This is a genomic window from Segatella bryantii (assembly GCF_022024215.1).
Classification (GTDB): domain Bacteria; phylum Bacteroidota; class Bacteroidia; order Bacteroidales; family Bacteroidaceae; genus Prevotella; species Prevotella bryantii.
The window spans coordinates 2,332,834-2,349,537 of the sequence record NZ_CP091798.1 but is presented as its reverse complement, the minus strand read 5'-3'; the positions used below and the strand labels follow the sequence as shown (position 1 = coordinate 2,349,537).

The 16,704-nt window shown below is 36.6% G+C and carries 13 protein-coding genes; 7 read left to right on the top strand and 6 right to left on the bottom strand.

Translation table 11 applies throughout. The annotated features are described in order from the left end of the window. Positions 1-21 precede the first annotated feature (21 nt). The 5 genes from L6471_RS14060 to mnmG form a co-directional block, all read right to left on the bottom strand. Positions 22-345 (bottom strand): nucleotide pyrophosphohydrolase, encoded by a 324-nt coding sequence (locus L6471_RS14060; protein WP_006282777.1) that lies wholly within the window; start codon positions 343-345, stop codon positions 22-24. Between the two features lie 23 nt (positions 346-368). Further along, positions 369-821: a D-aminoacyl-tRNA deacylase gene (dtd, locus tag L6471_RS14055; RefSeq protein WP_237797476.1), complete on the bottom strand. Its 453-nt coding sequence runs from the start codon at positions 819-821 to the stop codon at positions 369-371. Between the two features lie 131 nt (positions 822-952). Continuing rightward, complete coding sequence (gene uvrC, locus L6471_RS14050; protein WP_237797475.1) at positions 953-2,782, bottom strand: excinuclease ABC subunit UvrC; 1,830 nt, start codon at positions 2,780-2,782, stop codon at positions 953-955. Between the two features lie 840 nt (positions 2,783-3,622). Next, the gene (locus L6471_RS14045; RefSeq protein WP_027453214.1) at positions 3,623-4,153 is read right to left on the bottom strand and encodes an adenine phosphoribosyltransferase; all 531 of its coding nucleotides are present in this window, start codon (positions 4,151-4,153) and stop codon (positions 3,623-3,625) included. 142 nt (positions 4,154-4,295) lie between these two features. Continuing rightward, entirely contained in the window at positions 4,296-6,167 is a 1,872-nt protein-coding gene (mnmG, locus tag L6471_RS14040; protein ID WP_074548056.1) for a tRNA uridine-5-carboxymethylaminomethyl(34) synthesis enzyme MnmG, read from the bottom strand. A gap of 233 nt (positions 6,168-6,400) precedes the next feature. Here mnmG and L6471_RS14035 point away from each other — a divergent pair, with 233 nt between their 5' ends. The 7 genes from L6471_RS14035 to L6471_RS14005 all read left to right on the top strand — a co-directional run bounded on the left by L6471_RS14035 (position 6,401) and on the right by L6471_RS14005 (position 16,161). Further along, complete coding sequence (locus tag L6471_RS14035) at positions 6,401-7,087, top strand: fumarate reductase (protein ID WP_027453212.1); 687 nt, start codon at positions 6,401-6,403, stop codon at positions 7,085-7,087. Positions 7,088-7,126: 39 nt separating this feature from the next. Continuing rightward, positions 7,127-9,106 (top strand): fumarate reductase/succinate dehydrogenase flavoprotein subunit, encoded by a 1,980-nt coding sequence (locus tag L6471_RS14030; protein WP_006282771.1) that lies wholly within the window; start codon positions 7,127-7,129, stop codon positions 9,104-9,106. A gap of 5 nt (positions 9,107-9,111) precedes the next feature. Next, positions 9,112-9,870 carry a succinate dehydrogenase/fumarate reductase iron-sulfur subunit gene (locus L6471_RS14025; protein ID WP_006282770.1) on the top strand — a complete coding sequence of 253 codons (759 nt, stop codon included), beginning with the start codon at positions 9,112-9,114 and terminating at the stop codon, positions 9,868-9,870. Positions 9,871-9,947: 77 nt separating this feature from the next. After that, positions 9,948-11,234 (top strand): class I SAM-dependent methyltransferase, encoded by a 1,287-nt coding sequence (locus L6471_RS14020; protein WP_317221437.1) that lies wholly within the window; start codon positions 9,948-9,950, stop codon positions 11,232-11,234. A 145-nt stretch (positions 11,235-11,379) separates the two neighbouring features. Next, complete coding sequence (locus L6471_RS14015; RefSeq protein ID WP_006282768.1) at positions 11,380-12,525, top strand: hypothetical protein; 1,146 nt, start codon at positions 11,380-11,382, stop codon at positions 12,523-12,525. A gap of 26 nt (positions 12,526-12,551) precedes the next feature. Next, positions 12,552-14,516 (top strand): DNA topoisomerase IV subunit B, encoded by a 1,965-nt coding sequence (locus L6471_RS14010; RefSeq protein ID WP_027453210.1) that lies wholly within the window; start codon positions 12,552-12,554, stop codon positions 14,514-14,516. 70 nt (positions 14,517-14,586) lie between these two features. Then, positions 14,587-16,161, top strand: a complete 1,575-nt coding sequence (locus L6471_RS14005; RefSeq protein ID WP_027453209.1) for a S41 family peptidase — start codon at positions 14,587-14,589, stop codon at positions 16,159-16,161. A gap of 95 nt (positions 16,162-16,256) precedes the next feature. Here L6471_RS14005 and ybeY read toward each other — a convergent pair whose 3' ends face one another. Continuing rightward, positions 16,257-16,694 (bottom strand): rRNA maturation RNase YbeY, encoded by a 438-nt coding sequence (gene ybeY, locus L6471_RS14000; RefSeq protein WP_027453208.1) that lies wholly within the window; start codon positions 16,692-16,694, stop codon positions 16,257-16,259. Positions 16,695-16,704 lie beyond the last annotated feature (10 nt).

Genomic DNA, 16,704 nt, shown 5'->3' with positions numbered 1-16,704 from the left:
ATGACTTTTAATATTTTGCTTTTATTTTAATTTGGGATTGTTGAGATGTCTTTCAGAATCTCTTTTTGTTTTTTTGTCGAAACTTTTTTGGAGTTCAGCAGTGAGATTTATTCCTGTTTGATTGGCAAGACAGATTAATACCCATAATATGTCTGCCATTTCTTCTCCAAGGTTAGTATTTTCTCCCTCTTTGAAACTTTGGTCTCCATATTTTCTTGCTATAACACGGGCTAGTTCACCAACTTCTTCTGTAAGACAAGCCATGTTGGTGAGCTCATTGAAGTATCTTACACCATAGGTTTTGATCCATTTATCTACTTTTTCTTGTGCCTCTTGTATAGTCATATTATTTATTTGAGTTATATTATTTATTCTTTATTTTTGGTATCCATACATATCGTCACAGGTCCATCGTTAAGTAATTCTACCTTCATGTCTGCTCCGAATTCACCTGTGCCTACAGGTTTACCTATCTCTTCGCTTAAGCGCTTTACAAAGTGATTATAGAGTGGGATGGAGATTTCATGTTTGGCTGCTTTTATCCAGCTTGGTCTATTTCCTTTCTTGTAGCTTGCCATGAGTGTGAATTGGCTGACGACAATTATATCTCCGTTAACATCCATAATAGACTTGTTCATGATATGATTTTCATCATCAAAAATACGTAGTCCCTTTACCTTTTTTACAAGCCATTCTATATCTTCTTCTGTATCGCCTTCTTCAATTCCTTGTAGAATAAGATACCCTTTTCTGATAGATGATTTAACTTGTCCTTCGATAGTTACGGAAGCGTGTGAAACACGTTGTATTACTATTCTCATTTTTTATTTATTTTGTACTTGCGTCTTTTCGTATTACTATAACCTTGCAAATATACGAATTTATTTCGATTTTAGGGTTTTCTTTTTATATGTTATTTGGTTAAGTTACTACTTATATTTCTTTTTGTTAATTATTCATGAAAATGATGGTATAATATTTCCGCTTTTGAAGGGCCGAGTATACTCGTAAGTTTCTGGATATCAGCTTCTTTTATCGATTTTACTGTTTTTAGCTTTTTCAAAATTAGTTCTTTTGATTTTGGACCAAATCCTTTGATATCATCTAGTTCACTGTGTAATGCATGTTTACTTCGTTTGTCTCGATGGAATGTTATTGCATATCGGTGTACTTCGTCTTGTATTTGAGTAAGTACACGGAACAGTTCGGAATCTGTCTTGATTCCTATTACTTGTGGTGGCCAACCATAAAGTAATTCGTTTGTCCTGTGACGATCATTTTTTGCCAAACCTGCTATTGGTATGTTGAGATGTAGTTCACCTTCTATAACTTGTCTTACTACATCCATTTGTCCTTTTCCACCATCCGTTATAATTAGGTCGGGTAGTGGAGTTTTCTCTTCCACCATTCTTGTGTATCTTCGTCGAACTACTTCTTGCATGGATGCATAATCGTCTGGGCCTACAACGGTTTTGATATTGTATTTGCGATAGTCTTTGCGTGATGGTTTCATACCTTTATATACAATGCATCCTGCTACGGCATCAGAACCCGATATGTTGGAGTTATCAAAGCATTCTATGTGATATGGTAGCTTATCGAGTTTAAGAGCCTTTTTAAGCTGGGTCATGAGTCGTGTTTGTTTCTGTTCAGGATTAAGTTTTTCTGCTTGTTTAAGTCGATCGAATTTATACTGTTTTCCGTTCATTTCAGATAATTCTAGCAGGTGGTGTTTATCGCCTCTTTGTGGAACAAAGAATTCTGCATTCTTAATTTTCCATTCCATTTCGAAAGGAACGATAATTTCTTTAGCTTGACTATGAAAACGTTGTCGAATATCTGGAATAGCTGTAATCAGTAATTCCTCATCAGTTTCGTCTAATTTACGTTTATATTCGAATGTGAAACTTTGGTTAATGGTACCATTTTTGACGTGAATAAAGTTGATATATGCGTTCTTATGATTATCATCATCTGTAATAGTAAATACATCAACGTCGTCTATTGTATGGCTTACGACTTCACTTTTTGCTACAAAATCGTTAAGAAGAAGGTATTTCTTCTTGTATTTTTCTGCAACTTCAAATTTTAATAATTCAGCATTTTTTTGCATGAGATGGTAAAGAAACTCTTCTACTTTTCGAGTGTTTCCTTTCAATATTTCTCGCGCTTGTCGTATGTTTTCTTGGTAATCTTCATATGACTGCTTATTGATGCAGGGTGCTCCGCAATTGTGTATGTGGTATTCCAAACAAGCCTTATATTTGCCCTGTAAAACACCTTCTCTAGTAATAGGAAAGCGGCAAGTACGTGGTTTATATACTTTTTTTATGATGTCTAATACAGCATACATACTTGTAATATGAGGATATGGACCATAGTATGTGCCGAATTTTTTATTTATTGTTCTAGTTTTAAAAATACGAGGAAAATATTCGTTGGTAACGCAAATACTAGGGTAGGTTTTCCCATCTTTTAGAAGTACATTATATTTTGGATTATATTTCTTGATCAGGCTGTTTTCTAGTAAAAGGGCATCTTCTTCAGTATTAACCACGGTATATGATATATTATGTATTTTGCTGACTAATACTTTCGTTTTAAATCGGTCTACTTCTTTATGAAAATAAGTAGAAACTCTACTTTTTAGTTTCTTAGCTTTGCCTACATATATAATAGTTCCTTCACTATCGTAAAATTGATAGCTTCCAGGCTTCTCTGGCATGTTTAAAACAATATTCTTGAGATAGGTGACTCTTTTCTCATTTTCTTCTTTAGTCATTTTTCGTAAACCGTTTATTTATAGGAACTTTACTTTATCTTGTTTCACGTGAAACGTTAACGTTATGTGACGTGTGTTGTACTTAAAAGTATATGTTTGGCACGCTTAAACAAAGATAATAATTTTAATTTAAAGTAGAAAGTTATATATCATAAAATTAGTGAATAAACAGTATTTTATGGATTATTATTTATATGATAGCACGTTTTTTTTTGTGTGTCTTGTTTATAGTAAAATTTAAGTTAGGCATTTGTACGCTTAATATTGTGGCGTAGATTGATATCACTAAAGCAAGTGATTATTTTGATTTGCTTTATCTTAAATGTTGTAGTTGATTATTGAATTTTAGGTGTTAATATTATTTTTATTATATAAGTACTAATAGTTACAAAAGATATGAGAATTCTTATCTACAAATATATCAAAGTTTAATTAAGTATGTATAATACTTGTTGAATGTAGTTTTTTTAAAACACGTTTCTATTTATAACAACAATGTATAAATAGAATGTTTTGGTTTTTCTTATTTGTCCTGCGCTTATTTTAGCTTTTGCTAAAACGTATAATTTTGATAATTTATTCGTGTGCTATATTTTCTTGTATGTTTAATAGGGTACTAGAACTAGTGAGATCTTGATTAGAGTTTTTTGTAAATGTCGGTTTGTATTTGAATCTTCTCTAAATGTTTTTTTTGAAGATTATTTAAATTGTATTTTAATATTACGTAGAATAGATTGATTTCTAAGTATGCTACAAAATAAATGGCCAAACTTTTTATATAGTTGGCCATTTATTATTCCTTATAGCTAGTTTTTATAACTAATTGCTTGTACTATCATTTTAGAATTTTAGGAGAGAGGATACTTCAATGTCATCTCCAAATTCTTTTCTGGCATTTGGAAATTCGCTTTCTAATTCAATGATAAAATTGCAATATATTTTTTTAGGATGGAATTTCTTAACAAGTTGACAAGCTGCTTTCATAGTTCCACCTGTAGCTAGTAGATCATCATGGAGTAGGATTACATCGTTTTCATTGATGGCATCCTTATGAATTTCAATAGTGTCCATACCATATTCTTTGGCATAACTCTCCTGTACTGTTTCACAAGGAAGCTTTCCTGGTTTACGACAGAGAACTATTCCGGCGCCAAGACGTATAGCAAGAGCTGATGACATTACAAAGCCGCGGCTTTCGATTCCAACGATTTTAGTTATCCCTTTATCTTTGTAAAGCTCGTACATATCATCGCAAATTTCTTTCACACATTCTGCACTTTTGAAGAGTGTTGTTACATCTCTAAAATTAACCCCTTTGATAGGCCAATCTGGAATGCAACGCAGATTGTCTAATAATAGCTTTTCGTTCATTTTTGTTTTATTTTTATCTATAGTATTTACTATGTGAAACACGTTTTATTGGCTTGAAGTAGTAATATCTTTTGTTTTTCTAATTATTCCTATTTCAGTCAGTTACAGTATTTTGTTTCTATAAATTGTTTCACGTGAAACATTATCTACCGAGGAGAACTAATAATACGTTGATGTCACTCGGAGAAACGCCTGGTATTCTACTAGCTTGAGCCAACGTTTCTGGATCAATCTTGGCGAGTTTTTGGCGTCCTTCAGTAGAAATTTCATGAAGCTCTGCATAATTGAATCTACCTTTAATCTTGATATTTTCCAATCGATGCATTTTTTCTGCTACTATTTTCTCTCGCTCTATGTAGCCTTTATATTTCATCTTGATTTCAGCAGCTTCTGCAATCTCTTCTTTTCTATTTTCTGGCATATGAAGTTTTTCCTTTAAGGCTGGAATAATTTCGGCAAGATTTTGCAGATTAAGATGTGGGCGTGCAATGAGATCTATAAGTTTACAGCCAGCTCGAAGTGGGGTGGTGCCAAGTGCTTCAAGCTGAGAATTGATATCTTTTGCTTTGATTGGCATTTGTTCGCAGAATTGTATTAATTCATCGACAGCTTGTTTCTTTTGTATCCACCAATCATATCGGTCTCTTTTAGCAATACCTAAGTGGTATGCTTTTTCTGTTAGTCGTGCATCAGCATCATCCTGACGTAAGAGAATGCGATATTCGGCACGTGATGTAAACATTCTATAAGGTTCATCAACACCCTTTGTTACTAAATCATCGATAAGAACACCTATATAGCTTTCATCTCGTTTCATGATAAATGGTTCACCATTATTGCAGTAAATAGCCGCATTTATACCTGCTATGGTACCTTGACCTCCTGCTTCTTCATAACCTGTGGTTCCGTTTACCTGACCGGCAAAGAAAAGCCCTTTGATAATCTTGGATTCCAAAGAATGTTTGAGTTGTGTAGGATCAAAATAATCATATTCGATGGCATAACCTGGACGATAGATTTCTACATCACGGAATGCTCGAATTTTACGAATGGCATTCAATTGCACATCCATCGGCATGCTAGAAGAAAAACCATTCAAGTACATTTCGTTTGTATCTTCACCTTCTGGCTCTAAGAATAGGGGATGTTGTTCTTTGTCAGGAAAAGTTACAAGTTTGGTTTCTATAGAAGGGCAGTAACGTGGCCCTGTACTTTGAATTTGACCATTGAAAAGTGGAGAGTCTGCAAGACCTTCTTTCAATGTATCGTGTACTTCTTTATTTGTATAGGTTGTCCAACATGGTAACTGTTGCAGTACGCGATGTGGGCCCATGTAAGAAAATTGATGAAAATCAGAATCTCCATCTTGAACATCCATGTCTTCAAAATGTACGGAACGCTTATCTATTCGTACAGGAGTACCTGTTTTCATTCTTGCAGATGTTATACCCCATCGAGTAATGCTTTCTGTGAAATTATGAACAGCTGGTTCGGCACAACGTCCACCTTCTACCATTTTACGTCCGATATGCATCAGACCATTGAGAAATGTACCAGCAGTAACAATGATACTCTTGGCATATAGTTCTACCCCCCAGATAGTACGCACGCCAATAGCTTCTCCGTTTTCGACGAGCAGTTTGTCGGCTTGATCTTGCCAAATTTTCAAGTTTGGAGTGTTATCCAAAACAGTTCTCCATTCCCATATAAACTTTCCACGGTCACATTGTGCACGTGGACTCCACACTGCAGGCCCCTTTCCTATGTTTAACATACGGAACTGGATGGCTGTCTTGTCTGTAACAAGACCCATTTGACCACCGAGGGCATCGATCTCGCGAACAATTTGTCCTTTTGCAATACCACCAACGGCAGGATTACAACTCATCTGGCCAATTTTGTTCATGTCCATTGTTACTAGACATGTCTTGGCTCCCATGTTTGCAGAAGCAGCTGCAGCTTCACACCCAGCGTGCCCACCACCGATGACAATGACGTCATAATTAAATTTCATGATTGTTGTTTCCTATTTTTTGGCAAAAGTAAGAATTTTAATTTGATTTTTTTATAAAAAACTTTGATTTATCATCAAAATATAGTATTTTTGCAGTGCTGTATGTGCTGACAATACCTAAAAAAGTGGAGTCGATTTTGCATTTCGACATTTTGCATTCAGCTCTGTTGTATAAGGAAAGATATTAGTAGATAATAGTTTCTAACAGTTAAATATTTAAAATTCAATCATTTATGTGGTTAATCAATTCACCTATCGGTAGAAAGGTTGTTATGTCGGTTACTGGCGTATGCCTTATTCTATTCCTGACATTCCACTGCTGTATGAATGTTGCTGCTTTCTTTTCTGGAGAAGCATACAACATGGTATGTGAGTTTTTGGGTTCTAACTGGTATGCCGTTGCTGGTACTCTCGGTTTGGCAGTCCTTGCTGTCGCTCACATCGTTTACGCATTCATCCTAACAGCACAAAACCGTCGTGCTCGTGGTAACTCTCGTTATGAGGTTACTGGTTCTTACTCACAGGTAAGTTGGGCTTCTCAGAACATGCTCGTTTTGGGTATTATCATTGCTTTAGGTCTTCTCCTTCACCTGTTCAATTTCTGGTACAACATGATGTTTGCCGAGTTGGTAGGTATGGAAGGTCTTGCTCACAGTCCATCTGATGGTTTTGCATGGATCAAGGACACTTTCGCTAATCCTGTATTCTCTATTCTCTACATCATTTGGATGGTTGCAATCTGGTTCCACCTTACTCATGGATTCTGGAGTGCTATGCAGACACTTGGTGTTAGTGGTAAAGTATGGCAGAAGCGTTGGCAGTGCATCGGTTTCGTTTATGTTTCTATCCTGATGGCTGTGTTTGTATTCCTTGTTCTCTCATTCTGGCTCGGCTTTGCACCAAGTATGTGCTGTGCCTAATTGAGATTCTTTATTCATAATTTATAATAGAAAAAGATTATGTCACAAATAGATTCTAAGATTCCAGAGGGCCCAGTGGCCGAGAAATGGACTAATTATAAAGCTCACCAGCGTTTGGTGAACCCTAAAAACAAACTGAAGCTTGATATTATTGTTGTAGGTACAGGTCTTGCGGGTGCTAGTGCTGCAGCTTCTCTTGGTGAGATGGGTTTCAACGTACTGAATTTCTGTATTCAGGATTCTCCACGTCGTGCTCACTCTATCGCTGCACAGGGTGGTATCAATGCTGCTAAAAATTATCAGAATGATGGTGACTCTGTTTACCGTCTGTTTTACGATACTGTAAAGGGTGGTGACTACCGTGCTCGTGAAGCTAACGTATATCGTTTGGCAGAGGTTAGTAACAATATCATTGATCAGTGTGTCGCTCAGGGTGTTCCTTTCGCTCGTGAGTATGGTGGTATGTTAGCTAACCGTTCATTCGGTGGTGCTCAGGTTTCTCGTACATTCTATGCTAAAGGTCAAACTGGTCAGCAGTTGCTTCTTGGTGCTTATTCTTCTTTAATGTGCCAAGTAAATGCAGGCAAGGTAAAACTCTACACTCGTTATGAGATGGAAGATGTTGTTATCGTAGATGGCCGTGCTCGTGGTATTATAGCTAAGAATTTGGTATCTGGTAAATTAGAGCGCTTCTCTGCTAATGCAGTAGTTATTGCAACTGGTGGTTACGGTAATACCTACTTCTTGTCAACCAATGCTATGGGTTGTAACTGTACAGCTGCTATTCAAGCATATCGTAAAGGTGCTTATTTCGCTAATCCTTGTTATGTACAGATTCATCCTACTTGTATTCCTGTACACGGTGACAAGCAGAGTAAATTGACATTGATGTCTGAATCTCTTCGTAATGATGGTCGTATTTGGGTACCTAAGAAACTCGAAGATGCCAAGAAACTTCAGAAGGGTGAAATTAACCCTTGGGATATTGCAGAGGAAGATCGTGATTATTACTTGGAACGTCGTTATCCTGCATTTGGTAACTTGGTGCCTCGTGATGTTGCATCACGTGCTGCAAAGGAACGTTGTGATAAAGGCTTTGGTGTTAACAATACAGGTCTTGCTGTATATCTAGACTTCTCTGAGTCTATTAACCGTTTAGGTCTTGATGAAATCATGCAGCGTTATGGTAACCTTTTCGAAATGTATGAGGAAATCACTGACGTATTCCCAGGTGAACTTGGTAAGGAAATCAATGGTGTGAAGTATTACAAGCCTATGATGATTTTCCCAGCTATCCACTACACTATGGGTGGTATTTGGGTAGATTATGAGCTCCAGACATCTATTACAGGTCTGTTTGCTATTGGTGAGTGTAACTTCTCTGATCATGGTGCAAACCGTTTGGGTGCTTCTGCATTGATGCAGGGTCTTGCTGATGGTTACTTTGTATTGCCATATACCATTCAGAACTATCTAGCCGATCAAGCTATTTGGCCTAAAGTTCCTACTACAGCTCCTGAATTTGATGAAGCAGAGAAGGGTGTAATGGCAGAGATTGATCGCTTAATGAATATTAAGGGTAAGCGTTCTGTTGATTCTATCCATAAGGAACTTGGTCATATTATGTGGGAACATGTAGGTATGGGTCGTACAAAGGAAGGCCTTGAGGAAGGTTTGCGCTTATTGAAACAGGTTCGTGAAGAATTTAATACAAACCTTTTCGTTCCTGGTTCTAAAGATGGTTTGAATGTTGAGCTTGATAAAGCTATTCACCTTCGTGACTTTATTCTGATGGGCGAACTTATTGCTTATGATGCACTCTCTCGTAATGAAAGTTGTGGTGGTCACTTCCGTGAGGAGCATCAGACACCAGAGGGTGAGGCTGCTCGTGACGATGAAAACTACTTCTATGTAGGTTGTTGGAAGTATCAGGGTAATGATACAACAGCTCCAGAACTCATCAAGGAACCTCTCGAGTATGAGGCAATCAAGGTACAAACACGTAACTATAAGAATTAAAAACTATGGCAAGAAATATTAGTTTCACAATAAAATATTGGCGTCAGAACGGTCCTACAGCTCAAGGTCATTTTGATACACACGAAATGAAGGATATTCCAGATGATACATCCTTCCTCGAAATGCTCGATATCCTCAATGAGGAATTAATCGAGGCTGGCGAAGAGCCGTTCGTATTTGATCACGATTGTCGTGAGGGTATTTGTGGTATGTGTTCACTTTACATTAATGGTACTCCTCATGGTAAGACAGAGCGTGGTGCTACAACATGCCAGCTTTATATGCGTCGTTTCAACGATGGTGATGTAATTACAGTAGAACCTTGGCGTTCTGCAGCATTCCCTGTAATTAAGGATTGTATGGTAGATCGTTCTGCATTTGATAAGATTATTGCTGCAGGTGGTTATAACACTATCCGTACAGGTCAGGCTCAGGATGCAAACGCTCTTCTTATTTCTAAGGAGGCTGCGGACGAAGCTATGGATTGTGCTACATGTATCGGTTGTGGTGCTTGTGTTGCTGCTTGTAAGAATGGTTCTGCTATGTTGTTCTTGAGTTCTAAGGTAAGTCAGTTGGCACTTCTTCCTCAGGGTCGTCCTGAAGCTGCTAAGCGTGCTAAGAACATGATTGCTAAGATGGAAGAACTTGGTTTTGGTAACTGTACCAATACTCGTGCTTGTGAGGCTGTTTGTCCTAAGAATGAAAGTATTGCTAATATTGCTCGCTTGAATCGTGAGTATATCTCAGCTAAGCTGAGTGATTAAGTCGATACAGTGAATTGATAATACGGGGTTCGTTGTAATGCCTTCGGGTATTATAGCGAACCTTTTTTGTTTTTTTGATGATGGAAATATCTTCTGCAATAATCCAATATATTCAGCAACATCGTAAGGATAATGTTCGAAATTTGGCTTTGACGGCTTCTGGGAAATTTAGTAATAACGAGCTTTGTTTTATTCTTCAGCAAATTGAAGGATGGCAGAAAGCTTGTAAAAAACTCCCTTCATGGACTGTTATAGATGGTGTTCTTTATCCTCCTGGGCTTTCTATGGAACAATGTTCGTCTGAACAAACAGGGCGATATAAAGCCACCCTGGTTAGGCGACTTATGAATATTCCACAAGATGATAAGTCGTGTTTTGGGAGTATGGTTGATTTAACTGGTGGTTTTGGAGTAGATTTTTCTTTTTTAGCTCCTCTATTTCAGCATGCTACCTATGTAGAGCGTCAGAGTCATCTTTGTGATGTTGCAAAACATAATTTTGCCCTTTTTGGTCTTCAGCATGTAAATATCGCTTGTCAAGATTCAGAAGAATATCTTGAAGTGATGTCTCCAGTATCTCTCGTTTTCATGGATCCAGCTCGTAGAGATAACCATGGAGGAAAAACATATGCTATAGAAGATTGTACTCCTGATGTACTCATGTTAGTGAGTATTCTTTTGAAAAAGGCTGATTATGTAGTGTTGAAGCTATCTCCTATGCTTGATTGGCATAAGGCTGTAGAAGATTTGAATCAGAAGGCAAATATGGGGATATCTGACCGTAAGAATACAGTGGCAGAAGTACATATTATCTCTGTGAGCAATGAATGTAAAGAATTGTTGATAGTATTGACACGTCGTGCCAAGGAGTATATTCATGTTTATGGAGTTAATGACTGCCATGTTTTTGATTACAGTATACCTTCATCTTATGCGCAAACTGATTCTACATATTCTTCTCACAAATCTATACCGGTTTTGTCTGATATGACAGATATAGTTGGTCATGAACTTTACGAGCCTAATGCTTCACTCATGAAAGCTGGGTGTTTTGCAGAATTAGCAAAACGTTATGGTGTGATGGCTTTAAGTCAAAATACGCGTCTCTTTACAGCGACAAATCCTGTTGATTATTTCCCTGGTCGTGTATTTAAGATAGAAGCCGTAGCTACTTTCAATAAAAAGGAATTAAAAGAAAAATTAAAGGGAATAACCAAAGCAAATATAGCTGTTAGAAATTTTCCTATTAAAGTAGATGATTTACGTAAGCGTCTGAAATTAAAGGATGGTGGATATACCTATATTTTTGCAACGACAATCGCTGAAAAGCAACATGTTATTCTTATTTGTAAGCGTAAGCAGTAAGCTTCATGTTTGTAAATAAGTTGATAATTGAGTATAATCTACAAAAAACTGTAAAACAATAGGATTTTGGACCCACGCTTTGGTAAGGTTTTATTTTTTTTGTATATTTGCACGTTAAAGCATATAATAACAACAAATCGAATCAATGTCAACAATAGAGATAAAAAAGGTTGCAACCAAAAGGGATTTAAAAGATTTTATAGAATTTCATTATGATTTATATAACGGCAATCCCTATGATGCACCTAATCTGTTTAGCGACGATTTTAATACATTAAGTAAAGACAAAAATGCAGCTTTTGAATTTTGTGAAGCTGAATACTTTATGGCCTATAAGGACGGTAAACTTGTTGGTCGTGTTGCTGCTATAATCAATCATAAAGCAAATGAAAAGTGGAATCGTAAAGCTGTTCGTTTTGGTTGGATAGATTTTGTTGATGATTATGAAGTGTCAGCAGCCTTAATGAAGGCTGTAGAAGACTATGGTAAGTCAAAAGGGATGAATATGATACAGGGTCCATTAGGTTTTACCGATATGGATCCAGAAGGTATGTTAACTTATGGATTCGATCAATTGGGTACTATGGCGACACTATATAATTATGACTATTATCCAAAGCATATTGATCATTTAGGAGGATTTGAAAAAGATAATGACTATGTAGAGTATTATCTTCCTGTTCCTAAGACAATGCCTGATAAATATCGTAAGGTTGCTGAAATGATTATGAAGCGATATAATCTTAAAATTAAGAAAATTACACTTTATGATGTTTTTTTCAGAGGTTATGGACACAAGATCTTTACTGTTCTCAATGAAACATTTGCTAATTTATATGGCTATTCTGGTTTAAGTGAAAAACAGATTAAGCAATATGTGTGGATGTATCTCCCTGTTATTGACTTAAAACTAGTGACTGTAATTGAAGATGCAAATGCAGATAATAAGGTTATAGGTTTTGGTATTACCATGCCATCTTTAACTAAGGCTTTGCAGAAGTGTCGTCGTGGTAGACTTTTACCATTTGGATGGTGGCATATTCTACGAGCTATCAAGTTTCATAAGACTGACTGTGTGGATCTTCTTCTTCTTGGTGTTTTGCCGGAATATCGTTCTAAGGGTGCTAATTCCTTACTATTCTACGATTTAATTCCAAGATACCAAAAATATGGTATCAAGTGGGGTGAGACACATGTAGAAATGGAATATAATTCTCATGTACAGAGCCAGTGGGGACCACTAGATCCAATTAATCATAAGCGTCGTCGTTGTTATAAAAAGAATATTTAATTAATAAAAATATAACATATTAGATTATGTCAGAAGAAAGCGTAAATATACAAAACCAGCAACCTGTAGAATATACTGATGACAATATCCGACACCTTTCAGACATGGAGCATGTCAGGACTCGTCCTGGTATGTATATTGGTCGATTGGGTGATGGCAATCTGCCGGAAGATGGTATCTACGTACTTCTGAAAGAAGTTATTGATAACTCAATTGACGAGTTTAAAATGAAAGCTGGTAGCCGCATTGAGGTGGATATCGAAGATAATCTTCGTGTTTCTGTTCGTGATTATGGACGTGGTATTCCTCAGGGTAAACTTGTAGAAGCTGTCAGTGTACTTAATACTGGTGGTAAATACGATAGTAAGGCTTTTAAGAAGAGTGTCGGTCTGAATGGTGTAGGTGTTAAAGCAGTTAATGCTTTGAGTTCCCATTTTACTGTTCGCTCGTATCGAGAAGGTAAAGTCCGTGAAATAGAATTTGAAAAAGGTAATAAGATTAGTGATCATACCAATAAATCTAATGATGAAAATGGTACTTTTATCTATTTCGAACCAGATAACACTTTGTTCAAGAACTATTCTTTCCATGATGACATAGTGGAAACAATGCTTCGAAATTATACTTATCTGAATTCTGGTTTGACGATTATGTATAATGGTCGTCGTATTCATAGTCGTAATGGACTTGAAGACCTATTGACGGATAATATGACTGTAGACGGCTTGTATCCTATTATCCACATGAAAGACGATGATATAGAAATCGCCTTTACTCACACAAACCAGTATGGTGAAGAGTATTACTCGTTTGTTAATGGTCAGCATACTACTCAAGGTGGTACCCACCAAAGTGCTTTCAAGGAACATATTGCAAAGACCATAAAGGAATATTTTAATAAATATGAATATACTGATATCAGAAATGGACTTGTAGCAGCTATCGCAATTAATGTGGAAGAGCCTGTATTCGAGAGCCAAACCAAGATTAAACTTGGAAGTACTCAGATGTCACCTGATGGCGATTCTATTAATAAGTATGTTGGTGACTTTATCAAAAAAGAAGTAGACAACTATTTGCATATCCATACTGATGTAGCTGAGGTTATAGAGAATAAAATTAAGGAAAGTGAGCATGAGCGTAAAGCGATGGCTGGTGTTACAAAATTAGCACGTGAACGAGCAAAAAAAGCTAATCTTCACAATCGTAAACTTCGTGATTGTCGAGTACACTTCTCCGATGTCAAAAATCCTCTGAAAGAAGCTAGTTCTATCTTTATTACAGAGGGTGATTCTGCCAGTGGTAGTATTACTAAGAGCCGTGATGTGAATACGCAAGCAGTATTCTCTTTGCGTGGTAAACCTCTCAATTGTTTTGGATTAACCAAGAAAATTGTTTATCAGAATGAAGAATTCAATCTGCTTCAGGCTGCTCTTAATATAGAGGATGGATTGGATGATTTGCGCTATAATAAAGTGATTGTGGCTACCGATGCCGATGTGGACGGTATGCATATTCGTTTACTAATTATTACTTTCTTTTTGCAATTCTATCCTGATTTGATAAAGAAAGGACATGTATATGTGCTCCAGACACCATTGTTTCGAGTGCGCAATCGTAGAACGAAAATTAAAAATAAGAAAGTGATAGCTGCTGCTGATGAGTTGTTGGCAAAGGGTGAGAAAAAAAATGATTTTATCACTCGTTATTGCTATTCAGAGGAAGAGCGTCAAGAGGCTATTCAAGAACTAGGGCCTGATCCAGAAATCACGCGATTCAAGGGGCTTGGAGAAATATCTCCAGACGAGTTCGTACATTTCATAGGACCTGATATGCGATTAGAGCAGGTAACCCTTCATAAGAACGACCAAGTACAGAAATTACTTGAGTACTACATGGGTAAAAATACCATGGAGCGACAGAATTTCATTATAGATAATTTGGTTATTGAAGAAGATAAACCAGAAGCTGATACAGATCCGTTAGATTGATTTTTTGGGGATGTATAATTTTAAATGAGTGATATTCGATTTATAGATTTATTAGTTTGTCCATTATAATATGAAGAAAGGAATTCTTTCTCTTTTTCTGTTGTTTATGTCGATTTCAGCAATAGCGCAGTTGCGTCTAAACTTTGGTAAGGATAGTCCTTCTCGCAAGTTACAAATTGCTGAAATGGCCATTAATAAATTTTATGTCGATTCTGTCAATGAGCAGAAACTGGTAGAAGATGCTATTCAGGGTATGCTTGAAAAACTCGATCCGCATTCTTCTTATTCTACAGCTAAGGAAACCAAATCTATGAATGAGCCTTTACAGGGTAATTTTGATGGTATTGGTGTGCAGTTTAATATGATAGAAGATACACTGGTGGTTATTCAGCCTGTAGTCGGTGGACCATCAGAAAAAGTAGGTATTTTGGCTGGTGACCGTATTGTAGTGGTTAATGATACAGCTATAGCTGGTGTTAAGATGGATCGTAGCGAGATTATGCGTCGTCTAAGAGGTCCTAAAGGTACTAAGGTTAATCTTAAAATTGTTCGTCGTGGAGCATCTGGGCTTCTATCTTTTGTTGTTACACGAGACAAAATACCTTTGAAAACAGTAGATGCTTTCTACATGATTCGTCCGGGAGTAGGTTATATTCGCCTGAGTAGTTTTGGATTGACGAGTGCTAAAGAAGTGTTAGAAGCTTTGACGTCCTTACAAAAGCAAGGAATGAATAGTTTGATATTTGATCTTCAGGAGAATGGTGGAGGATTTCTGCATGCAGCAGTAGAGATAGCTGGACAGTTTCTACCCAAAGACGATTTGATAGTATATACTAAAGGTCGTGTAGCTCCAAGAGAGGATTATAAAGCATTAGGAGGAGGAAAAATGGAGAAGGGTAAGCTTGTTATTCTTGTGGACGAATTAAGTGCTTCTGCCTCCGAAATTGTTACTGGTGCTATACAGGATCATGATCGTGGTATAGTTGTTGGTCGTCGTTCCTTCGGAAAGGGATTGGTTCAGCGTCCAATCAACTTTGAAGATGGTAGTATGATTCGTCTTACCATAGCACATTATTATACGCCTTCAGGAAGATGTATTCAGAAACCATATCGTAAGGGTGATTTGAAGGATTATGAGATGGATTTGGATAAGCGTTATAAACATGGTGAACTTGTGAATAAGGATAGTATTCATTTTGATGAGACGCAGAAATTCTATACCCTCAAGAAACATCGTTTGGTTTATGGTGGAGGTGGTATTATGCCAGATTTCTTTGTTCCTCTTGATACAGCAAAGTATAGTAAATATTATCGTCAACTTGTGCTGAAAGGACTTGTTATTAATACTAGTTTAAAGTATATCGATGTTCATCGTAAGTCGCTTAAGGCAAGCTACAGAGATTTTTCTACCTATCAGAGAAGTTTTAAGATACCGCAGGAATTAATTGATAATATTATCAAAGAGGGTGAAAAAGCTGGAATTAAGGCTAAGGATGATAAGGAAATGGTCAAGAGCTTACCAGTACTCAAATTGCAGTTAAAAGCTCTTATAGCACGAGATATCTGGGATATGAACCGTTATTACCAAATTATCAATGAAGATAATGATGTTGTAAAAAAAGCAATAGAAGTGATAACTAAGTAAAGTAGTAGTAAAAGTTTTTTAGAAATATACAATAGAAAAAGGTGATTCTTAACACTTAAGGATCACCTTTTTCTATTGTATATTTTTGAATGATTTTATTTTCTCATTTCAGTTAGCATTTTAAGGGCTTTATCCTCATGTGCTTCCATTATTTCTCTTTCACCAGGTCCCTTGTCATTAATACCACAAAGATGAAGAATGCCGTGGATAATAACACGATAGAGCTCGTCTTCATACGTTTTACCGAATTTTTCTGCATTAGTGCGTATTGTATCCAAGGAAATTACGATATCGCCACCTATTATGTTTTCTTCTTCGTAGTCGTCATCATAGTCAAAGGTAATGACATCGGTATAATAGTCATGTCCAAGATACTGGCGATTACATTCCAGAATTCTTTCATCATCAACAAACATATAGCCGATATCGCCAACTTTTTTACCATGGTCAGCAGCTACTGCCTTAATCCAGGCATTTGTCTCACGTTTTTTGATTTTAGGCATTTTCACGCCATCTACATTGTATGTAATCATAATCAAATGT